The sequence below is a fragment of the Sphingomonas sp. 1F27F7B genome (assembly GCF_005503355.1).
Classification (GTDB): Bacteria; Pseudomonadota; Alphaproteobacteria; order Sphingomonadales; family Sphingomonadaceae; genus Sphingomonas.
Genome location: NZ_SCMK01000003.1, coordinates 255,884 through 277,339, shown reverse-complemented (window position 1 = coordinate 277,339; position 21,456 = coordinate 255,884). Strand labels below are relative to the sequence as shown.

The window sequence follows — 21,456 nt, the reverse complement described above, 5'->3', positions numbered from 1 at the left end:
TATCGGAGGGAGTGGAGCGTGCTCTGGGCAGTGGCGACAGTGGCAGCGGCTACATTCCAGGTGGGGCGCAACGCGCTCCAGCGCGGCATGATGGCGAATTCCGGCCCCTGGGGCGCGACGCTGGTGCGGTTCCTGTTCGGCCTGCCTTTCTCGCTCGTCTTCACGGCAGTCGCGCTGGCGATCACGCCGCATGTCCAGCCTCAGTTCGGCTGGGCGTTCTGGTGGCCGGCGCTCGCCGGGGCGCTGGCGCAGGTGATCGCCACTGCCGCGCTGCTGCTGGCGATGCACCATGCCGGCTTCGCGGTGGGCACCGCGCTCCAGCAGAGCTCGGTTCCGCTCGCCGCCACTGTCGGCCTGTTCGTGTTCGGCGACGATCTCTCCGCGCTGGGCTGGTCGGGCGTGGGGGTGACGACGCTGGGGCTCGCCGTGCTGGTGTGGCCGAAGCAGATCGAGGGCGCGCATCATCCGGCGCTCGGCATTGCGTTCGGCGTCGCCTCGGGCCTGTTGTTCGGCTTTGCGCTCAACGCCTTCCGCCATGCCGGGCTGCGGCTCGAGCCGCATCACCCCTTCTTCTCGGCGATGGCCTGTGTCGCGATTGTCCAGGCGGTGCAGGCGGCGGGGCTGGGGCTCTATCTCGCGATCCGCGACCGGGCGGCGCTGGCCGCGGTGATCGCCGGCTGGCGCCAGTCGCTGGGCGCCGGACTGTTCGGCGCGCTCGCTTCGTCGGGCTGGTTCCTCGCGCTCAACCTTGCGCCGGCCGCGGCCGTGCGCGCGCTGGGGGTGATCGAAATGCCGATCGCCGCGGCCGCCGGCCACCGGCTGTTCCGCGAGGCGCTGAGCCTGCGCCAGCTGCTCGGCGTAGTGCTGGTGACGATGGGCGTGGCGATGACGGCGATGTATTGATCCTCGTTCGCCCGACGATCGGAGAGGGGGCTGGCGCCGGCCCGCGCGCGCTGCCAGTCTCGCGGGATGAGCAAGCTTCGCCGCATCCTCGCCCTTGCCGCCTTCCTGCTCCCCGGCATCGCCGCCGCGCAGACGGTGCCGATATTGTTCGTTCCCGATCGCGTCTTCACTGCGACCGACCGGGTTATGCACGAAGGCTGGAAAGTGCTGGTCGCCGACGGCAGGATCGTGGCGGTCGGCCCGGACGTCGCCGCGCCCGCCGGCGCCGAGACGCGGGTATTGCCCGGCACCAGCCTGCTGCCCGGACTGATCGACCTCCACGTCCATCTCTTTCTCCATCCGTACAACGAGACGAGCTGGAACGACCAGGTGATGAAGGAGCCGCTGGCGCTCCGCACTGCCCGGGCCGTCGCGCATGCGCGCGCGACGCTCATGGCCGGCTTCACCACTGTCCGCGATCTCGGCACCGAAGGCGCGGGAGAAGCCGATGCCGGACTCAGGCAGGCGATCCAGCAGGGGATCGTGCCCGGCCCGCGCCTGCTCATCGCCGGCCGCGCCCTGGTCGCCACCGGTGCCTATGGCCCCAAGGGCTATGCGTTCGACGTGCCGCAGGGGGCCGAGGAAGTGAGCGGGGAAGGGATCGTCGCCGCCGTCCGGCGCCAGATCGCGCACGGCGCGGACTGGGTGAAATTCTATGCCGATTATCGCTGGGGCCCGGGCGAGCCCAGCCGCGCGACCTTCGGCCTCGACGAGCTGAAGGCCGGCATCGCCGCCGCGCACGATGCCGGGCGCAGGGTCGCAGTGCACGCCAGCACGCCCGAGGGGATGCGCCGTGCGATCCTGGCCGGGGCCGATACGATCGAGCACGGCAACGATGCCACGCCGGAGGTGTTCGCGCTGATGAAGGCGCACGGCACGGCGTTCTGCCCCACGCTTGCCGCCACCGATGCGATCACACGCTATGGCGGCTGGAACGGCACCGCGCCCGAGCCCGAGGCGATCCGGGCGAAGCGGGGCAGCTATGCCGCTGCGCTCAAGTCCGGCGTGACGATGTGCGTGGGCGGCGACACGGGCGTCTTCGCGCATGGCACCAATGCCCGCGAGATCGTGCTGATGGCCGGCTGGGGCATGGCGCCGGGCGAGGCGCTGTGGACGGCGACGGCGGGGAATGCCGCCATATTGGGCATGTCCGACCGCATCGGCAGCCTCGCGCCGGGGCGGGTCGCCGATCTGGTCGCGGTTGCGGGCGATCCCGTCAGGGAAATCGGCGCCCTCGATGCGGTGGTCATGGTGATGCAGGGCGGCCGTCTTGTCCGGGGCCCCGGCAAGTGACATGATCGTTTCATTCGCTATTCAGAAAGCGGGCTTGCGCGAGCATGTGGCGATGGGCGCTTCGCCTGTCTGCATGTAACATTACTGTCGTTTTTCTGTCATCATTGAGTCTCTCAAGACTAATGTAGGTGTCATTATCCCGGCCTAACCCCGGCCCGGGCGCAAAGGGGGCAATCGTTTCGATCGCCGCGCGCCCGGATCAGCAACGATACGACCGGGAGTTTCTGCGCGATGGCGAGCTTCAAGCGCTTCGGCCTCATTCTCATGACGACAGCCGCCTCTGCGGCACTCTCCGCGTGCAACGGCGCGGGCAATGTGGCATCTCCGGGCGCCGGCAGCGTCGTCATCGTGACGCCGACGCCCAGCCCGACGCCCGCGCCGACGCCGACGCCGACTGCGCCGATCACCGCTGCCCAGTTCGCTGCGGTCACGACCCAGAACAGCATCAGCATCACCGCGCAGGAGCAGCTTGACATCGTCAATGCGGGCTCGAACAACAACGTCAACGGCACCAACCAGCTGAACGGCATCTTCCCGGCCGGCGCGACGTCGCTGACTCCCGCGTTCAATCCGGCGACGCTCAGCCCCTTCTTCGTCAGCACCAATTATGTGGGCGCGCTCAACGGCCCGACCGACACGGCGTTCGACGGCTGGACCTGCAACTCGACGACTGCGAACTTCGGTACGACCAGCGGCAACTGCACCGCGGTTCCCGCGATCGGCAGCGGCGGCTCGAGCGCGGTGTGCCCGGCCGGCACCACCGATGACGGCCTGGTCCAGACCTTCCGCGTGTGCCGCCTGCCCCAGGCGATCAACACCGACCTGACGCTGCCGAAGGTCACCGGCGTGGTCTATCGCCTTCGCGGTCAGACCGAAGTCGGCACCGATCAGGGCGCGACCGGTGGCGCGGGCGTGACGCTCACCATCGCGGCCGGCGTCGTCATCGCCGCCGACTCGACCGAGCCGACGAACGACCTGCTGCTCGTCAATCGCGGCTCGAAGATCCAGGCCGTCGGCACGGTCACCCAGCCGATCATCTTCACCTCGCAGCAGAACCTCGCCAGCAACGGCGTCAGCGACGTGACTCAGGGCCAGTGGGGCGGCATCATCCTGCTTGGTCGCTCGACCACCGCTGTCTGCGCATCGGGCACCGGCGGCAGCAGCGGCACGCCCTGCCAGCAGGCGATCGAGGGCGTGACCGGCCGCTTCTACGGCGGCACGAACGAAGCCGACAGCAGCGGCCAGATGTCCTTCGTCCAGATCCGCTACACCGGCATCGCCATTTCCGACGGCAACGAGCTTCAGGGCCTGACTCTGGGCGGCACCGGCTCGGGCACCGTCATCGACCACGTCCAGAGCCACAACTCGGCCGACGATGGCGTCGAGATCTTCGGCGGCACCACCAACCTGAAATATTTCGTGGTGACCGGCGCCGACGATGACGGCTTCGACGTCGACAATGGCTGGCGCGGCTTCATGCAGTTCATCATCGCCGCGCAGAAGGTGTCGGGCGCGACCGCCGACTCCTTCTCGACCGAAATCGACTCGAACGGTGCCGAGGACCTGCTGCCCCGCACCTGGGGTCGCTACGCCAATTTCACCTTCATCCAGACCGCGCTGGCCCCGGCGGCCATCCGCCTGCGCGGCGGCGCCGACTTCACCTTCGTCAACGGCATCGTGAAGACCCCGACCAACGTCGCCTGCGTCAACATGGTCGCAGGCGAGACCAGCGCCAGCGATCGCTCGACCATCCGCCCGGCCAATCCGGCGCTCCAGGACCAGGGCCCGCCGGTGTTCAACTCGGTCTATTTCAGCTGCAACGGCCGCTAAGGCCCCCTGCAGCGCGTGCGGAAACTGTCGGGGCGGCGAAATCCGCCGCCCCGACTTCGTTCATAAATTCTACTGGGTGACACGGCCATGCAGCGACGCCTTGCTTACGCCACGCTTCTTCTCCTGACGTCCCAACTCGTCTCTCCGGCCGCGCTCGCGCAGACGACGGGGCAAACGGCGCCCGCGCCGTCCACGGCCGATACGCTGGCGGAGCAGAAGACCCCCGAGGTCTCCGCGCCCGGCGTGGACATGGACGTGTCCGACATCGTCGTGGTCGGGCGCCATATACCGAACGTCGTGCGCGCCACGCCGCAGGTGGTGTCCGTGCTGTCGAGCGAGGATATCGCACGCACGGGCGAAGGCGACATCGCCGGCGCGCTGACGCGCGTCACCGGCCTCAGCGTCGTGGGCGGCGGCTTCGTCTATGTCCGCGGGCTTGGCGATCGCTATTCCTCCTCGCTGCTCAACGGCTCGCCCCTGCCGAGCCCCGAGCCGCTGCGCCGCTCGGTGCCGCTCGACATCTTCCCGACCTCGATCGTCGGCTCGGCGCTCGTCCAGAAGACTTACTCGGTGAACTATCCGGGCGAATTCGGTGGCGGCGTCATCAACCTCACCACCAAGGCGATCCCGGAGAAGGACTTCGTGACGGTCGGCGGGTCGATCTCGGCGGATACCGCGACGACGAGCGAGCTCGGCTACACCTATTTCGGCAGCCGGACGGACTGGCTCGGCTTCGACAACGGCACCCGCAAGGTGCCCGATTTCATCCGCAATGCCCCGGCCGGCTCGGGCCTGGTCCCCGCCGGGCAGGTGCTCCAGCTTTCCAACGCCTCGACCACGCTGCTCCAGCGCAACGATCACCTTCCGGCCAACTGGTCGGCGGAGATCAGCACCGGCATGGCCTTTGATCTCGGTTCGGACCGGCTCGGCGTGATCACTTCGGTCGGGTATAGCAATACCTTCCGCACGCGTTCGATCCGCCAGCAGGACAGCGTCACCGAGAGTGGCGCGATCCGGAACGACTTCCACACGCTGATCACCGACAACCGCATCATCGGCAATGCGCTGCTCGGCCTCGGCTATGCGTTCGGCGACAGCACGATCCGCTGGACCAACGTCTATATCCGCGACGTGCTCAAGCAGGGGCGCGGCTCGGCGGCGGTGGTGTACAACAATGCCAGCGGCCTGCGCTTCCAGCAGAATACCAACTGGTTCGAACGCCAGCTGTTCGAGAGCCAGCTCGTCGGCGAGCTCCGCTTTTCGCCCGCGCTTCGCCTCGATCTGCGCGGTGCCTATGCCAATTCGAAGCGCAATGCACCCTATGAGCGCCAGTTCGACTATCTGTGCTCGCCGACCACCACGACCGGCGCCCCGGCCAATTACGACGGTGGCAACGGCATTGGCGGTTTCCAGTGCAACGGCGTGTATCAGGTCACGCAGCGTTTCTCGCCCTTCGCCTCGATCATCTTTTCGGATCTGACCGAGGATCTTTGGACGGGCCAGGCGGACCTGGTCTACAAGCTCGATCCGATCCCGCTCACCGTGTCGGCAGGCTATCATTATTCGGATACCGACCGCTTCTCGCGGCGCCTGCAATTCAACTACCAGACCAGCGCCGGTGGCGGCACCGCGCCGGGCTATCCGTATAATCTGCTGCGTCCGGATTACCTGTTGAGCCCCGACGTGGTGAACAATGCCTGCCCGCAGGTCGGGCGGGGTGCCTGCACCATCGAGATGCAGTTCAACACGCCGCTCGGCGCCTATGCCTATGACGCGAAGCTGCGCATCAACGCAGGCTATTTCCAGGCGGAGACCGACGCGCTGGACGGGCTGCGCGCAGTGGCGGGCCTCCGCTATGAAAAGGCGGAGCAGAGCGTCACGCCGGTGGGCACGACCGGCACGCGGCTGAAGAACGACTATTTCCTGCCGGCGATCACGGTGACGTGGAACTTCGCCGAAGACATGCAGCTGCGCAACAGCTTCTCGAAGACCATCTCGCGGCCGCAGTTCCGCGAACTGGCGCCGCAGCAGTTCCGCGATCCGGACTCGGATCGCCTGTTCTTCGGCAACCCGCTCCTCCGCGATTCGGAACTCTATAATTTCGAGACGCGCTTCGAGTGGTTCTTCGCGCGCGACCAGCGCTTCACGCTGGCGGGCTTCTACAAGCGGATCGAGAACCCGATCGAGCAGGTGGGCTTCTACACCGGCGCCGACGACCGCCTGCAGACCGGCTTCACCAACCTGCCCAAGGCGAAGCTCTACGGCGCCGAAGTCGAAGTGCAGAAATATTTCCCGCTCGACACGCTGGGCGGTTTCTTCGACACGCGCCGCGCGCTGGTGATCGCGAACTACACCTATACGCATTCGTCGATCACTGCCGATGCCAGCTGCGCGCCCAATGTGCTGAACCAGACGCTGGCGGGCTGCGGCGCCGGCTTCGGCCCGGCCCGGCTGCAGTTCCGCGACGGCGCGCCGCTCACCGGCCAGTCGGACCATCTGGTCAACCTGCAGCTCGGCATCGAGGATACGCAGAGCCTCTCGCAGCTGACCTTCCTGTTCAACTATGCGAGTGACCGCGTGACCAATCGCGGGCCTTCGAACCTGTCGGGCAATGGCTTCCAGCCGGACATTGTCGAGCGTCCCGGCATCCGGTTCGACATTGTCGCGCGCCAGGGCTTCGAACTGGCTGGCGGCAAGTTCGAGCTCAAGCTGGAGGGCCGGAATCTCACCCGCACGCGCTTCGACGAGCGCCAGACCTTCCCGAACGGCAATGTCGTGCTGGTGAACCGCTATAATCTGGGCCGGGTCTTCACGCTCGGAATCAGCACGACCTTCTGATCCGGGACCGTAAACGAAGCGGCCGGCCCGGTGTGAACCGGGCCGGCCGTTTTCATTTGCTTCGAAGCGTGAGGCGCATGGCTCACCAGCCCCAGGGGCGCTCGCGATACCATTGGGTGACGACGTATTTCAGCCCCGCACGCACCTTCATCGCATGGTGGAGCGTGGACGGGTTGGGCGTGCCGTCCGGACGCAGATTGTTCCAGGCGACGACCTTGCCGATCTCGGGCTGGATGATCTTGTCGATTGCCTTGAACCGCGTCGCACCGCCGGCCTCGACTTCGTTGAGATAGAGCATCACCGTCCAGGTCCGCTGGCCCGCGACTGCGCAATATTTCTCGAAATCGCGGCCCTGCGGCTCGAAATAATCGGTATGCGCCTTGAACTCCTGGCCGATGTCGTAGCGCTGGCCCTGCATCGGCTCGCCATGCGCGGGATCGATGCCGGTGAGCACCGTCATCCGCCGCTTCAGTTCCGTCACCACCGGATCGCTCGAACTGAAGTCGCAGGTCTCGCTGGTGCGGAAGGCATAGTCGTCGTTCGCGTCGGCGATGGTCGAGGGCCGTCGCTCCGCATCGATCTTGATCATGAGGAGCTGGCAGAGCTCCGGCTCGAGGAAGTTCTTGGCGATGAACATCGCGATCTTGGGGTGCGGCACCCGTTGCACGCCCGGCCAGCGCATGATGTGTTCGGCGACCGGCTCTGATGGATGGCCGGAGCCGAGGTTGAGGTGGGGGGAGGCAAGGTCTTGCATCGCGGCTTTCTGCCAAAAGCCATGCCGCAGCGCCAGCGCGACGCGAAACCGTCACAAAATAGCAAGCATCATGTCACACGATGTGCCTAGCGCATGACGCTCCGCAAAGGGGACCCTATGGACATGGAAACCGAAGCGCTGGCGCCGGCGGCGGATGCGCCCCAGCCGCCGCTGCCTTCGGGTTCCCGCGGCGAATCTCCGGCGGAGGTGCTGATCGCGGAGGGGCGCCGCCGTCGCGCCTCGCACATCCATCTCGAGATCGGTCCGGCCAGCGTGACGGTGCGTATGCGCATCGCAGGTCAGCTCTCCGAGCCGCGCCGCTATCACGCCGACAGCGCACTGGCCGCCGATTTCCGCGGCCTGCCGGGCACATCGGTGCTGGCGCAGGGGGAAGTGGAGCGGATCGTGCTGCGCCTGGACGGTGGCGAGCGGCGGGAGCAGGCGCTCGAAGCGATCGGAATGAACCGCGCGCTTGTCGATGCGCTGTTGCCGGCGCTGCGCCGGGGCGGGCTGGTACTCGTCGCGGGCCCGGCGGGATCGGGCCGCAGCACCACGATCGCGACGCTGCTGAGGCATTTTGCCGGCTCGCCGCGCCACATCGCGACGATCGGTACCTTGCAGGTCGAGGGGGCGACGCGCATCGAGGGGTGCACCGGCGTGGAAGCGGTCCGCGCAGCGCTGGAGCAGGACCCGGATCTGATCGCGCTCGACGGCCTGGATGGCCGTGAAGCGGCGGCCGCCGCGGCCGAAGCGGCGGAGGACGGGCATCTCGTCCTTGCCGCGATCGACGCGCCGGATGCCGTCTCGGCGATCCGGCGGATGCGCGATTGGCGCGTCGAGCCGTTTCGTCTCGCCTCCACTGTCGCCGCGGTGCTCGCGCAGCGCCTCGTCCGTCGGCTGTGTCCGGATTGCCGCCGGCCGGTTCAGGCCCAGGGATCGGTCTCGGCGCTGCTTGGCTTCGATTCGGGTGCGATCGTCTTCGCGCCGGTGGGCTGCGAGAGCTGCGAAGGGACCGGTTTCGCGGGCGAGACCGGCGTGTTCGAAGCGATCGTCGCCGACGGCGCGATTCGCCGGCTGATCAACGATGGCGGCGACGAGGCGATCCTGGCGCGGCATGCCTTTCTCCGCGCGCCCAATCTCGGATCGGCCGCGCGGGCGCTGGTCCGCGAGGGTTTGACCACGCCGGAGGAGGCCGTGCGGATTTCGCGAGGATAAACGCCCGTAATTATCTTGCGCTTCGCATCGGCCCCCGCTAAGCGCGCCTTCTTCACGGCGGTTGTAGCTCAGTTGGTTAGAGCATCGGTTTGTGGTACCGAGGGTCGCGGGTTCAAGTCCCGTCATCCGCCCCATTTCTTCCCCTCGTGACCGCGCGCGGCACTTAGACGTGCGGCACTCTCCGCAGGAATGTAGCGCGTGATCACCGACTGGGGCTTCCCCGATTTCGACGACCATGAGGGCGTCCACCTGTTCAGCGACCGCGAATCGGGGCTGAGCGCAATCATCGCAGTCCATTCGACCAAGCTGGGCCCGGCGGCGGGCGGCGTGCGGTTCTGGCACTATGCCGACACCCGCGCCGCGATCACCGACGCGCTGCGGCTGTCGCGCGGCATGAGCTACAAGAATGCGATGGCCAACCTGCCGCTCGGCGGCGGCAAGGGCGTGATCCTGGCGAGCGAGCCTGGCGCCACCGTCACCACCGCGCAGCTCGAAGCGTTCGGCCGCGCGGTCGAATCGCTGGGCGGCCGCTACGTCACTGCCGAGGATGTCGGCATGTCCGAAGCGCGGATGAAAGTCGTCGCGACTCAGACCCGCCATGTCTCCGGCCTGCCCGTGGCCGAGGGCGGGGCGGGCGGCGATCCCGGCCCGATCACTGCGCGCGGCGTGTATCTGGGCGTGAAGGCAGCGGCGAAGCGTGGCCTCGGCGCCGATTCGATGGCGGGCGTGCGCGTCGCGATCCAGGGCGTCGGCTCGGTGGGCGGCGGCGTCGCCCGGCTGCTTGCCAGGGATGGCGCGAAGCTGGTCCTTGCCGACGTCAATGCGGAACGTGCCAAGGCGCTGGCGGCGGAACTGGGCGGCGAAGCGATCGACGCCGCCGAGATCCTCGGCATCGAGACGGACGTGCTGAGCCCCAATGCGCTCGGCGCGATCTTCACCGAACAGTCGATCGCGGCGCTTAAGACCACCGTGGTGGCGGGCGGCGCGAACAACCAGCTCGCCACGCGAGCGGACGGCCAGCGGCTTCATGATCGCGGCATCCTCTATGCCCCGGATTATGTGATCAACGCGGGCGGGATCATCAATGTCGGCCTCGAATATCTGGGGCAGGGCAATATGGCTGAAGTGATGGCGCGCGTGGAGAAGATCCCCGAACGGCTGATCGAAGTGTGGGACGAGAGCGCCCGCACCGGCGATCCCCAGAGCGAAGTCGCCGATCGCATCGCGCAGCGGCTGATCGGCCGGGGCTGAGCCGTCCCTGCCCGGCAAGGGCGACAGCAACGAGAGCCCCTCGCGCGCGAAGGCGGGCGAGGGGCTTCGTGTTTCATCCCCGCACGAATGCAAGCAGGTCCGGATTGATGATCTCCGGATGGGTGGCGCACATGCCGTGCGGCAGGCCGGGATAGACCTTCAGCATCGCGCCGGGCACGAGCTTGGAAGACAGCAGCGCGGAATCGGCGATGGGCACGATCTGGTCGTCGTCGCCGTGCATCACCAGCGTCGGTACGGTGATCGCCTTCAGGTCTTCGGTGAAGTCGGTCTCCGAAAAGGCCTTGATGCATTCGTAATGCGCATTGGCGGCGCCAGTCATGCCCTGGCGCCACCAATTGTCGATCACGCCATGCTTCACGTCCGCGCCGGGGCGGTTGAAGCCGTAAAAGGGGCCGGCCGGCACGTCGCGGAAGAATTGCGCCCGATTGCCGGCGGTCTGAGTGCGGAAGCCGTCGAACACCTCCAGCGGCAGGCCGCCGGGATTGGTCTCGCTCTTCACCATGATCGGCGGCACGGCACCGATCAGCACCGCCTTGGCGACGCGCCCCATCGGCTGGCCGTGGCGCGCGACATAGCGGGCGACTTCGCCGCCGCCGGTCGAATGGCCGATATGCACGGCGTTCAGCAGGTCCAGCGCCTGGGCGAGCGCGGCGACGTCCGCGGCATAGGTGTCCATTTCATGCCCGCCGGAAGTCTGGGACGAACGGCCATGGCCGCGCCGGTCGTGTGCGACCACGCGGAAGCCCTCGCCCAGGAAGAACATCAGCTGCGCGTCCCAATCGTCGGACGAGAGCGGCCAGCCGTGATGGAAGACGATCGGCTGGGCGTTGCGCGGCCCCCAGTCCTTGTAGAAGATTTCGGTACCGTCGCTGGTGGTGACGAAGGGCATGGCCTGTGCTCCGCGGTTCGGGGTTGGCGGAAGCGCTGCCGGCACCTTCGACTTCGCACGCGGGATTGTTGCACGCCTCTCTCGCCCGCCGCGACCGCGCCATTTCCTTACGCGTCCGTGATGAAAGGCATGACAGATTGGCCTGTCCGCGCAAGAGGGGCGAGCCGATCCGAAATAATTTCGCGCCGCATGTCACATCGGGCGCGCCTGTCTCGTCATGCAGTCGTCCATATGAGGAGACGACCCATGACTGCCCGACTCGACCTGTTCGCCGCCGCCCCCGCCGAGATGAAGGCGTGGTACGAGATGTCGCTCAAGATCGCGCCCAAGCTCGAGCACAGCCTGCTCGAGCTGGTGAAGATCCGCGCCTCGCAGATCAACGGCTGCGCCAATTGCCTCAACATGCACGCCGCCGATGCCCGCAAGGCCGGCGAGACCGAGCAGCGCATCTATCTGTTGAGCGCGTGGCACGAGGCACCCTGCTATACGCCGCGCGAGCGTGCCGCGCTGGCATGGACCGATGCGCTGACCCTGGTATCCACGGCACGGGCGCCCGAGAATCTCTATCGGGAGCTCGCCTTCGAATTCAACGAGGAGGAGCAGGTGCAGCTGACGCTCATGATCAACACGATCAACGGCTGGAATCGCCTCGCAGTGGCGTTCGAGCTCTTCTACGAGGGCAAGCCCGCGGCGGTGGCGGCGTGAGCGGCGCGGACGCAGCGGCGAGCTTCGACCCGCTGCGTCCGCGGCTGGCGCGCATCGCCTATCGCATGCTCGGCTCGGTCGCGGACGCGGAAGACGTGGTGCAGGATGCGTTCCTGCGCTGGCTCGACACCGATCGCGGCCAGATCCGCGAGCCCGAGGCGTTCCTGCGCCGGGTGGTGACGCGCCTGTGCCTCGACCAGCTGAAGTCCGCGCGCGCTCGGCGCGAGACCTATGTCGGGCCCTGGCTGCCCGAGCCGGTCGTCGCGGCGGAGGAGGAAGTGGAGGACGTCACGCTGCCGCTGCTGATGGCGCTCGAGCGCCTGTCGCCGCTGGAGCGCGCCGCATTCCTGCTCCACGACGTGTTCGGCGTGAGCTTCGACGAGGTGGGCGAGACGATCGGCCGCGACTCCGCCGCGGCGCGCCAGCTCGCCAGCCGGGCGCGCGCGCATGTCCGCGCCGCCCGGCCGCGCTACGACTTGCCGAGGGAGAAGGGGCTGGAGATCGCCGCCGCCTTCTTCGCTGCCTCGCGCAGCGGCGACATGGGCGCGCTGCGCGGCCTGCTGGCCGACGACGTGACGACCTGGTCGGACGGCGGCGGCAAGGTGCATGCGGGCCTCAGGCCGATCGGCGGCCTGGACGACAATATGAAGCTCTACGCTTCGCTCGCGCGCTTCTTTGCCAAGGAGATGTCGCGGGTGGTGCGCTACGGCATGATCAACGGCCTGCCGGGCTTCGTCACGATCGAGCCGGGCGGCGTGCTCCAGACGACGGCGCTGGCGATCGAGGAGGGGCGGATCACGGGCATCTACGTGATGCGCAACCCGGACAAGCTCGGGCATCTGGGGGCGGTGCATTAGGTTGAGGACTCGTTCAGCAAACCTTGTCATCCCCGCGCAGGCGGGGATCCAGGACAGTGCGGGACATGGATGCCATCCCGCGAACGCTCTCCGGAGAGGGCTGGACCTGCCGCACGCACCCCACCCCTCTCCGGAGAGGGCTGGACCTGCCGCACGCACCCCACCCTTGGCCCTGGATCCCCGCCTGCGCGGGGATGAAGAAGGAAAATCAAGGCTTTGATCGGGTTTTGACTCTAGGTTGGGGACTCATTCAGCGAACCCCGTCATCCCCGCGAAGGCGGGGATCCAGGGTTTCTCTGGCGTGTCGCTCGTGACTCTGGATCCCCGCCTGCGCGGGGATAACGGCTATTGGACCATCCTTGTCTCAAGGGGATAATCGCCGACTTGTTTCGGGGTGATGATGGGGAATCGGATACTTGTTCGAGTTCCTGACCCAGGCTTTCCCTGGCACGTCCGGGCATCGGGAATTCGATATCCGTGGCCGTCGCGCGCTCCGCGTCGGCTGTTGAGATATCCCGCGGGCCGGGCCCGTCCATCTGCCAAGGGGCGTGGGCCGCAATCTCCGACCCCCGGTCAACGGTCGGAGCTCGCTCGATGACCATCTCGTAAATTCTGGAAATAGCTGCCGTATATTCTGATGGTTTCAGAAATATATCCAAATCGGTCATGATTCTAGAGAATTCATTCCACCGTAACAAAGGAATACTATTTGAGAGATAAGCGATTTAAACGATTGATTATAAATGCGATACGGAGCTGTAATTATACATCACCTTTATAATCATGAATCTGGAGATATAGTATGCGGCTTCTAACGGTCTATGAACTTGACCTTGTTGCCGGAGGCTCCGGTACCACCGACGACGCTCAGGTCAACGGCGTGGGTGGCCCTCATGGTAATGGTGGCGGCTATGGAGGAGGCGGCGGAGGAGGAGGAGATGCCTACAACTCCGGCTCTTGGGCGCACTTGCCGCCGGCGAGCTATTTCGGGGACTTTCCGCCGGGCGGCAACGGCACATGGGTATGGCTTCCGAGCGGAGGCGGTGGTGGTGCCGGCGGAAACAACGGCACCGGTGGCGAGAGTCCAGGCAATCACATTAGGCTTGGCGGAGACCCATGCCCCGTTGCGCATGCGGAGGCCTATCAGGCCCTCGCATCCTTGCAGAACGGGTCTCCGACAGCGGCGGCTCTTCTCGCGAAAGCCAATGCGGCTGGGCTGGAAGTCATCTTGAACCGCAATCATGAGGATAGTTACGATCCCGGGCTGGGCTATGGCTTCGTGAGTTGGGATCCTTATAGTGCCGCATCGGGGCGGAATGAAGATGGATCCTATTGGGTTGAAAGCCCCACGCTCGGCCTGATCCATGAGATTGTGCATTGGTCGGATGCGAGCCTTACGGCCGCGCAAGTTCATGCCGTCGTGAACCAGGTGGCTCGCGAACTGAATGCCAATACCGGTACAAAATATGGTGCCAATCGTGGAGCGACCTCGGAAGAGGGGAGTGCCTATCTCGTTGCCGATACCGACAGCACGACCTTTGATCTGGCTACCGTGCGGCCAACCTGCGGAACCTAGCCGGACCTGGCTGCGCGTGAGGAATGAAATATGATCGTCTTTATGCTCGGCGCTCTTGCCGTCGCTCCGCTCGATAATTCGGGTTCGCCCGCCACGCTATCGGCCTGTTCCTCCCTGCGGGCGTCTGCGGTCGTTGCGGAAATGAGCGGTCTGCCGGAATCGATCCAGGGGCAAATGAAGCAGATGGTGCCCGATCTTGCTCCCGCGGGCGCAAAATTCCAGAGGGGCGATGTGATCGTGGAGGCGGGCCTGCCGACCCGACGGTTCGTCGGTGCCGTGGAGGGCAAATATTCCTGGGTGGTAACCTATGAGCACACCCAGGGATCGGTGCATCACTTTCATGCGATTGTCTTCGGCAGGGCGCCTGCGGGCGACTATGCCCCTGTTCCGCACGGCGCCTTGGCAGGGCCGCTATGCCAGATTGTCGACGCGGCCCTGTCCGGCGCGCTTTCGGCCGATCATTTCTGAGGAGCAGTTCGCAGCGGGCGCCGCGGCTTGCAATGCAGGATTTCGTCTGCTTCCCTCGCCCGGCCGGGCCAACTGTGCGGCCGCGCTTTGACCTGTGGGAAAGATAGGATCATCTTCGCGCAAGGAAGTTGCGGGATGCGGCGCGTTTCCGCAAACTGAGTCAATTTTCCGCGGCGCATTTTCCGTCGTTCGCGCGACCTTCGCAACTTTCGGCGCCGCTGCCGGAGCCGCGCCGCAGGAAGCCGTGCATGCGGCAAACCGCCCCATGGATTCCCGCCCGGAACCCCGCTAGTCATCCCGCGTGCCCGTCTTGCATGCCTTTGCCAATCCCGCGCGCTTCCTCAGGATTGCGCGGCCGCTGACGCCGATCCTGTTCTGGCTCGGCGTCGCGCTGGTGGCGTTCGGCTGCTGGGCGGGGCTCGCGCTCACGCCGCCCGACGCGGTCCAGAAGGAAAGCGCGCGCATCCTCTACATCCATGTGCCCAGCGCCTGGCTGGGCATGGGCGGGTGGAGCGGGCTGGCGATCGCGTGCCTGGGCTATCTCGTCTGGCGGCATCCGCTGGCCAGCGTCGCCGCGCGGGCGATCGCGCCGGCCGGGGCCACGTTCGCGGCGCTGTGCCTGGTCACCGGCTCGATCTGGGGGCGGCCGACCTGGGGCACCTGGTGGGAGTGGGACGGGCGGCTGACCAGCATGCTGCTGCTCTTCTTCGTCTATGTCGCCTGGATCGCGCTCGACCGCGCCGATGCCGATCGATCGGGCGACGGGCGAGTGCCGGCGCTGTTCGGCGTGGCGGGCAGCGCGCTGCTCCCCATCGTCCATTATTCGGTGGTCTGGTGGAACACGCTCCACCAGGGCGAAAGCGTGATGGCGGGCAAGATCCACCCTTCGCTGCTCTGGCCGCTCTTCTTCACGCTGGGCGGCTTTACGCTGGTCTTCGCCGGGGTGGTGCTGATGCGGATGCGGGCGATCCTGGCGGGGCAGAAGGTCGAGGCACGGCTGCGGCGGATGGCGGCGACATGAACCATTGGCCGTTCATCACTGCCGCCTATCTCGTCGTGCTGCTCGGCACCGGCGGGCTGGCGGCGTTCAGCTATGCCGCGATGCGCCGCGCCGAGGCTGCGGCCGAAGCGCTGCGGGGCGGCCGCGAATGAAGCCCAAGCATCAGCGGCTCGTTCTCGTGCTGCTCGCCCTGGGCGCGATCCTTGGCGCGTCGGCGCTGGCCATGTCGGCGCTGCGCGATCAGGCGGCGTTCTTCTATGCGCCGGGCGACGTGAAGGGGAAGCCGCTGCCGCTCGACCGGCACGTCCGCCTGGGCGGCATGGTCGAGAAGGGCTCGATCCGGCACGCGGCCGACGGGGTCTCGATCCGCTTCGTGGTGACCGACGGCCAGGCAGCGGTGCCGGTCGCGTTCCGGGGCGTGACGCCGGACCTGTTCAAGGAGGGATCGGGCGTGGTCGCGGAGGGACGCTTCCAGCCGGACGGCAGCTTCGTCGCCGACAATATCCTCGCGAAGCATGACGAGCGCTACATGCCGCCCCAGGCCGCCGGCAACATGCACGAGACGAAGACGCTCGAGCGGTGATCGCCGAAGCCGGTCTCGCCGCCCTGTGGCTCGCGACGGGCTTCGCGCTCGTGCAGGTACTGCTCGCCTGGGGCGCGGCAAAGGGCGCCGACGGGGCCGGCGGACCGATGGTGATGGCGGCGCTGCGCCGCGTCGCGATCGTCCAGGGCCTGCTCGCGCTCGTCGCCTTCGTGCTGCTGGTCACGCTGTTCGTGCAGTCGGACATGTCGGTGCTGCTCGTCGTCGAAAACAGCCATTCGATGAAGCCGCTGATCTACAAGATCGCCGGCGCGTGGGGGAATCACGAAGGCTCGATGCTGCTATGGGTCACGGTGCTGGCGGTGTCGGGAGCAGGTGTGGCGCTGTTCGAGAAGCGGCTGCCGCAGGGCACGCTCGCCGCGACCCTGGGTGCGCAGGCGGCGATCGCGATCGGCTTCTACGCGTTCCTCGCCTTCGCCTCCAACCCGTTCGTCCGGGTGAGCCCGCCGCCGCTCGACGGGCAGGGGCTGAACCCGCTGCTTCAGGATCCCGGGCTAGCCTTCCACCCGCCGACGCTCTATCTCGGCTATGTGGGCCTATCGGTCGCGTTCAGCTTCGCGGTGGGCGCCCTGCTGATGCGCGATGTCGGCCCCGCCTTTGCCCGGGCGATGCGGCCCTGGGTGCTGGCGGCCTGGATTTTCCTCACGATCGGCATCACCGCCGGCAGCTATTGGGCCTATTACGAGCTCGGCTGGGGCGGCTGGTGGTTCTGGGATCCGGTGGAGAATGCTTCGCTGATGCCCTGGCTGGCCGCGACCGCGCTGCTGCATTCGGTGAGCGTGCTCGCCACGCGCGACGGCCTGCGGGCCTGGACGGTGATGCTCGCGGTGGTCGCCTTCTCGATGTCGATGATCGGCACTTTCCTGGTCCGCTCGGGCATCCTGGTCAGCGTCCACGCCTTTGCGGTCGATCCCACCCGCGGCGGCTTCATCCTCGCCCTGCTCGGCCTCTATATCGGCGGAGCGCTGGCGCTGTTCGGTGCGCGGATCGGCACGGTGAAGCAGGGCACGACCTTCGAACTGGTCAGCCGCGAAGGCGCGCTGGTGCTCAACAACCTGCTGCTCTCGGTGATCCTCGGCGTCGTCTTCATCGGCACGCTCTATCCGCTCGTCGCCCAGGCCGCCGGCGTCCAGCTCTCGATCGGTGCGCCCTTCTTCGAGAAGGCGGCAGTGCCCGTCGGGCTCGCGCTCGTCGCCGCCACTGCGGCCGGACCGCTGCTCAAATGGCGCCGCGACCAGTGGAACGCGCTGTTCGGCAAGCTGCTGGTGCCTGTCGGCGTCGCGGGCATCGCGTTCGCGCTGGTCTTCGCGCTTGGCGGGGCGCAGTGGCTGCCTGCGCTGGTGCTTGGGCTGGCCGTGGGGCTCGCGGTCGCCAGCGTCATCCCGCTCATCCGCCGCAAGCTGCGCCGGACGCCGCTGCACATCTACGGGATGGTGGTGGCGCATCTCGGCATCGCGGTGAGCATCGCGGGCATGGCGGCGGACGGTGCGTTCAAGGTCGAGCGGCTGGCGGCGATTTCGGTGGGGCAGAACGTCACCGTCGGCCCGTACCGTGTCGAGCTGCTGGAGGTGCGACCCGCGGTGGGCCCCAACTGGTCGGCGCTCGAGGCCCATCTCCGGGCGACGCGGGCCGGCGGGGCTCCGTTCGACCTTTTCCCGCAGCAGCGCTTCTTCGCCAACCCGCCGACCAACACCAACGAGGCGGCGATCGCTACCGAGCTGGACGGCCAGCTCTATACCGTGATCGGCCAGGGCGACGGCGAGGGGCGCTGGCAGATCCGGGCGTGGTGGAAGCCGTTCGTGACGTTGATCTGGGCGGGCGGGGCGATGATCGCCCTGGGCGGGCTGCTCTCGCTGATCGGGCGGGTGCGGCGCGAGCGGCGCGATGCGGAGAGTGAGGCATGAGGCGGTTGCTGATCTGGGCGCCGCTGGCGCTGTTCGCGTTGGTCTTCGCGCTGGTCGCGTTCGGACTGGTCAGGCCGGCGGACCGGACGATCCGTTCGGCGATGGTCGGCAAGCCGCTGCCCGAGCTGGCGATGAAGCCGCTGCTCGCCACCAAGCCCGGCATCGCCACCGCCGACCTGGCCACGGGCAAGCCGCGATTGCTCAACGTGTTCGCCAGCTGGTGCATTCCCTGCATCGCCGAGGCGCCGCAACTGCTGAAGCTCAGACAGGCCGGAGTGGAAATCGACGCGATCGCGATCCGGGATACGCCGGAAGCGGTGCAGGCCTTTCTCGAGCGGAACGGCGATCCCTATGCCCGGATCGGCGACGATCCCACCGGCAAGGCCCAGATCGCGCTCGGCTCGTCGGGCGTGCCCGAGACCTTCATCGTCAACGGCCGCGGCGAAATCGTCGGCCAGCACATCGGCGATATCCGGGCGGAGGACGTCCCCGTGATACTGGGCAAGCTGGAGGCGGCGAAATGAAGCGCGCGGCCTTCGCCCTTGCGCTGCTCGCGGCGGCGCCTGCCCAGGCCGATTCGAACCGGCCGCCCGCGGCACTGGCCTATACGCAGCTACCGGATGCGACGCAGGAGGCCAGAGCCAAAGCGCTGATGGAGACGCTGCGCTGCCTCGTCTGCCAGGGCCAGTCGATCGCCGACAGCGATGCCGAGATGGCCGGCGACATGCGCGCGCTGGTTCGCGAGCGCGTCGCCCGGGGCGAGCAGCCCGCCGCGATCCGCAGCTACCTGATCCAGCGCTATGGCGATTATGTCACCTATGACCCGCCGTTCGGCTGGGTGACGGCGCCGCTCTGGATGACACCGCTGCTGCTGCTCGTCCTCGGCCTGCTTCTCGCGCGGCGCCTGTTCCGCAAGGGAACAGCGTGATGGGCTGGCTGACGCTCGCCCTGATCGCGCTCCTCGCGGTGCTGGCGCTCGCGCTGATGCGCTATCCGCGCAAGCTGTGGACCGTACCGGCCACTGCGATCATGCTGGGTGCGGCGGGCTATGCCTGGCAAGGCAGCCCCGGTCTTCCCGGACATCCCGTCGTACCGGGCGGGCAGCAGGTCCAGGTCGATCAGGGCCTGATCGATCTGCGCGATGCGATGTTCGGCAAATATGGCACCTATGCCTGGAGCTACGGCAATCTGGCCGATGGCATGCTCCGCCAGGGCGACCGGGAGCGGGCGGTGAAGGTGTGGCAGGGCGCTGTGCGGCAAGTGCCTGAGGATGCTGCGCTGTGGACTGGCTTCGGCCTGGCGCTGGCCGAATATGACGGCAACCAGATATCGCCGGCCGCGCAATTCGCCTTCGGCAAGGCGTCGGCGCTGAGCCCACAGCATCCGGGGCCGCCCTTCTTCTATGGGCTGGCGCTGGTTCGGGCGAACCGCTTTGCCGAAGCCAGGCCCTGGTGGGAGAAGGCAGTGGCGCTGGCGCCGGACAAGGCGAGTTATCGTCCCGCGCTGGTGGCGCGGCTGCTCGCGCTGGAGATGTTCCTGCAGGATCAGGAGCAAGCGCGGCGGGAAGGCGCTCCACGGCGCTGAGAATATCGAACTCGATCCCGGTGCCGGACCGCGCTAGCTGGTCCGCATGAAGATCGAGCAGCCCATGCGGATTCGTCGTGCCCATGCCGGCGATGCGCCGCGCCTCGAGGCCATTCTGCAGAACAGCTTCGAGAACACCTGGTTACCGGCGCTGCTTCCCGCCGCGGCGGAGCGCTATCGGGCGGAGAATCGCGGTGCTCGATATGTCGAGACCAGCCTCGACGCGTTCCGGGTCGCGGAAGTCGGGGATGTCGTCGCCGGCTTCGTGCACTGGCTGGGCGATTTCGTCGAGGGACTGCATGTCCATGGCGATTGCCGGCGATGGGGAGTCGGCACGCTCCTCATGGATTGCGCCGAGCAGGCGATGGCCGCGCAAGGCTTCGCGGCGGCACGCCTGGAGACGGACAGCTTCAACCTCGCCAGCCAGGCATTCTATCTCGGTCGCGGCTATGTCGAGCAGGCGCGCTATCCCGACGAGGAATGGGACAGCGGCTTCACGACCATCCTCTACGCCAAGCAATTCGATCCCGGCCAGGATCTCCGGCCCGAATGAGACGTGCCGGGAAACGATCGTCGTTTCCCGGCACGCGATCCCATCAGCCTGCCCAGGCTTCGTAGGGCAGGTCCAGGTCGTCGGCGACTGCCTTGAACGCGATCTTGCCCTTGTAGACGTTGAGGCCGTTGGCGAGATGCTTGTCGGCCTTCATCGCGCCCTCGGCGCCGAGATTGGCCAGCTTCAGCACGAACGGCAGCGTCGCGTTGTTGAGCGCGAAGGCCGAGGTGCGGGCGACGGCGCCCGGCATGTTGGCGACGCAGTAGTGGATCACGCCGTCCACTTCATAGACCGGGTTGTCATGCGTGGTCGCATGGCTGGTCTCGAAGCAGCCGCCCTGGTCGATGGCGATGTCGACCAGCACCGAGCCGCGCATCATCGTCTTGAGCTGGTCCTTGGTGACGAGCTTCGGCGCCGCCGCGCCGGGGACGAGCACGGCGCCGATCACGACCTGCGAATGCCTGATCGCCTCGGCGATCGCCGCCTTGCTGGCATAGGCGGTCTTGATCTGGCTGCCGAAATGCATGTCCAGCTCGGCCAGCCGCTCGTTGCTGATGTCGTAGATCGTCACATCGGCGCGCAGGCCGGTCGCCATCTGCGCCGCGTTGATGCCGGCGACGCCGCCGCCCAGGATCGCGACCTTGGCCGGGGCCACGCCCGGCACGCCGCCGAGCAGCTCGCCGCGGCCGCCCTGTTCCTTCTCGAGATAGTGCGAGGCGACCTGGATCGACATGCGGCCCGCGACTTCCGACATCGGCTTGAGCAGGGGCAGGGCGCCCGAGTTCGACGTGACCGTCTCATAGGCGATGCAGGTCGCGCCGGACTGCATCAGGCCTTCGGCCTGGGGCTTGTCGGCGGCGAGGTGGAGATAGGTGAACAGCAAGTGGCGCGGCTCGAGCAGCGCGATCTCGCTCGGCTGCGGCTCCTTGACCTTCACGATCATGTCCGACCCGGCGAACACGGCGGCGGCGTCCGGGGCGATCCTGGCGCCGACCGCGGTATAGGCCGCGTCGTCGAAATCGATGCCCATGCCGGCCTTGGTCTCGACCAGCACTTCATGGCCGGCATGGACCAGCTCGGCCACCGAAGCCGGGGTCAGGCCGACGCGATATTCGTGATTCTTGATTTCCTTGGGAACGCCGATGCGCATGGGAACCTCTCCGTGGAATGCGATT

General features: G+C 67.2%; 21 protein-coding genes and 1 tRNA gene. 19 read left to right on the top strand and 3 right to left on the bottom strand.

What is annotated here, in order from left to right; translation table 11 throughout:
• Positions 1-18: 18 nt before the first annotated feature.
• From FFS08_RS04525 to FFS08_RS04510, 4 genes are all read left to right on the top strand, one after another.
• Positions 19-903 (top strand): DMT family transporter, encoded by an 885-nt coding sequence (locus FFS08_RS04525; RefSeq protein WP_137864303.1) that lies wholly within the window; start codon positions 19-21, stop codon positions 901-903.
• 66 nt (positions 904-969) lie between these two features.
• A complete protein-coding gene (locus FFS08_RS04520; protein WP_137864302.1) occupies positions 970-2,235 on the top strand; it encodes a metal-dependent hydrolase family protein in 1,266 nt (421 codons plus the stop codon).
• Positions 2,236-2,466: 231 nt separating this feature from the next.
• Positions 2,467-4,065, top strand: coding sequence for a beta-helix domain-containing protein (locus tag FFS08_RS04515; RefSeq protein ID WP_137864301.1), 1,599 nt, complete (start codon positions 2,467-2,469; stop codon positions 4,063-4,065).
• Between the two features lie 87 nt (positions 4,066-4,152).
• The gene (locus FFS08_RS04510) at positions 4,153-6,903 is read left to right on the top strand and encodes a TonB-dependent receptor domain-containing protein (protein ID WP_137864300.1); all 2,751 of its coding nucleotides are present in this window, start codon (positions 4,153-4,155) and stop codon (positions 6,901-6,903) included.
• An 82-nt stretch (positions 6,904-6,985) separates the two neighbouring features.
• Here the strand turns inward: FFS08_RS04510 and FFS08_RS04505 are convergent, their stop codons facing one another.
• Entirely contained in the window at positions 6,986-7,657 is a 672-nt protein-coding gene (locus FFS08_RS04505) for a prolyl hydroxylase family protein (RefSeq protein ID WP_137864299.1), read from the bottom strand.
• A gap of 117 nt (positions 7,658-7,774) precedes the next feature.
• On the opposite strand from FFS08_RS04505, the gene FFS08_RS04500 reads away from it, so the two are divergent.
• The 3 genes from FFS08_RS04500 to FFS08_RS04490 all read left to right on the top strand — a co-directional run bounded on the left by FFS08_RS04500 (position 7,775) and on the right by FFS08_RS04490 (position 10,123).
• Positions 7,775-8,872: a GspE/PulE family protein gene (locus tag FFS08_RS04500; protein WP_249341240.1), complete on the top strand. Its 1,098-nt coding sequence runs from the start codon at positions 7,775-7,777 to the stop codon at positions 8,870-8,872.
• 57 nt (positions 8,873-8,929) lie between these two features.
• A tRNA-His gene (locus FFS08_RS04495) sits at positions 8,930-9,006 on the top strand.
• A gap of 64 nt (positions 9,007-9,070) precedes the next feature.
• Positions 9,071-10,123, top strand: a complete 1,053-nt coding sequence (locus tag FFS08_RS04490; RefSeq protein ID WP_137864297.1) for a Glu/Leu/Phe/Val family dehydrogenase — start codon at positions 9,071-9,073, stop codon at positions 10,121-10,123.
• A 73-nt stretch (positions 10,124-10,196) separates the two neighbouring features.
• Here the strand turns inward: FFS08_RS04490 and FFS08_RS04485 are convergent, their stop codons facing one another.
• A complete protein-coding gene (locus FFS08_RS04485) occupies positions 10,197-11,033 on the bottom strand; it encodes an alpha/beta fold hydrolase (RefSeq protein WP_137864296.1) in 837 nt (278 codons plus the stop codon).
• A 246-nt stretch (positions 11,034-11,279) separates the two neighbouring features.
• Between FFS08_RS04485 and FFS08_RS23810 the strand changes: the two genes are divergently transcribed.
• From FFS08_RS23810 to FFS08_RS04430, 12 genes are all read left to right on the top strand, one after another.
• Positions 11,280-11,738, top strand: a complete 459-nt coding sequence (locus tag FFS08_RS23810; protein WP_212741956.1) for a carboxymuconolactone decarboxylase family protein — start codon at positions 11,280-11,282, stop codon at positions 11,736-11,738.
• Positions 11,735-12,595 (top strand): sigma-70 family RNA polymerase sigma factor, encoded by an 861-nt coding sequence (locus tag FFS08_RS04475; protein ID WP_212741955.1) that lies wholly within the window; start codon positions 11,735-11,737, stop codon positions 12,593-12,595. The genes FFS08_RS23810 and FFS08_RS04475 overlap by 4 nt, the downstream gene beginning before the upstream one ends.
• A gap of 1,228 nt (positions 12,596-13,823) precedes the next feature.
• Complete coding sequence (locus FFS08_RS23805; protein WP_171015336.1) at positions 13,824-14,171, top strand: hypothetical protein; 348 nt, start codon at positions 13,824-13,826, stop codon at positions 14,169-14,171.
• Between the two features lie 30 nt (positions 14,172-14,201).
• A complete protein-coding gene (locus FFS08_RS04465) occupies positions 14,202-14,639 on the top strand; it encodes a hypothetical protein (RefSeq protein WP_137864292.1) in 438 nt (145 codons plus the stop codon).
• 301 nt (positions 14,640-14,940) lie between these two features.
• Positions 14,941-15,660: a heme ABC transporter permease CcmC gene (gene ccmC, locus FFS08_RS04460; RefSeq protein WP_137864291.1), complete on the top strand. Its 720-nt coding sequence runs from the start codon at positions 14,941-14,943 to the stop codon at positions 15,658-15,660.
• Entirely contained in the window at positions 15,657-15,791 is a 135-nt protein-coding gene (locus FFS08_RS24195) for a hypothetical protein (protein ID WP_283214639.1), read from the top strand. The genes ccmC and FFS08_RS24195 overlap by 4 nt, the downstream gene beginning before the upstream one ends.
• Complete coding sequence (gene ccmE, locus FFS08_RS04455) at positions 15,788-16,222, top strand: cytochrome c maturation protein CcmE (protein WP_137864290.1); 435 nt, start codon at positions 15,788-15,790, stop codon at positions 16,220-16,222. The genes FFS08_RS24195 and ccmE overlap by 4 nt, the downstream gene beginning before the upstream one ends.
• Positions 16,219-18,144, top strand: coding sequence for a heme lyase CcmF/NrfE family subunit (locus FFS08_RS04450; protein ID WP_137864289.1), 1,926 nt, complete (start codon positions 16,219-16,221; stop codon positions 18,142-18,144). The genes ccmE and FFS08_RS04450 overlap by 4 nt, the downstream gene beginning before the upstream one ends.
• Positions 18,141-18,668: a DsbE family thiol:disulfide interchange protein gene (locus FFS08_RS04445; protein WP_137864288.1), complete on the top strand. Its 528-nt coding sequence runs from the start codon at positions 18,141-18,143 to the stop codon at positions 18,666-18,668. The genes FFS08_RS04450 and FFS08_RS04445 overlap by 4 nt, the downstream gene beginning before the upstream one ends.
• Entirely contained in the window at positions 18,665-19,072 is a 408-nt protein-coding gene (locus tag FFS08_RS04440) for a cytochrome c-type biogenesis protein (protein WP_137864287.1), read from the top strand. Before FFS08_RS04445 ends, FFS08_RS04440 begins: the two co-directional genes overlap by 4 nt.
• Complete coding sequence (locus FFS08_RS04435; protein WP_137864286.1) at positions 19,072-19,728, top strand: tetratricopeptide repeat protein; 657 nt, start codon at positions 19,072-19,074, stop codon at positions 19,726-19,728. The genes FFS08_RS04440 and FFS08_RS04435 overlap by 1 nt, the downstream gene beginning before the upstream one ends.
• A 64-nt stretch (positions 19,729-19,792) precedes the next feature.
• Positions 19,793-20,281, top strand: coding sequence for a GNAT family N-acetyltransferase (locus FFS08_RS04430; protein WP_137864285.1), 489 nt, complete (start codon positions 19,793-19,795; stop codon positions 20,279-20,281).
• Between the two features lie 43 nt (positions 20,282-20,324).
• Here the strand turns inward: FFS08_RS04430 and ald are convergent, their stop codons facing one another.
• Positions 20,325-21,431 (bottom strand): alanine dehydrogenase, encoded by a 1,107-nt coding sequence (gene ald / locus FFS08_RS04425; protein WP_137864284.1) that lies wholly within the window; start codon positions 21,429-21,431, stop codon positions 20,325-20,327.
• Positions 21,432-21,456: the final 25 nt, after the last annotated feature.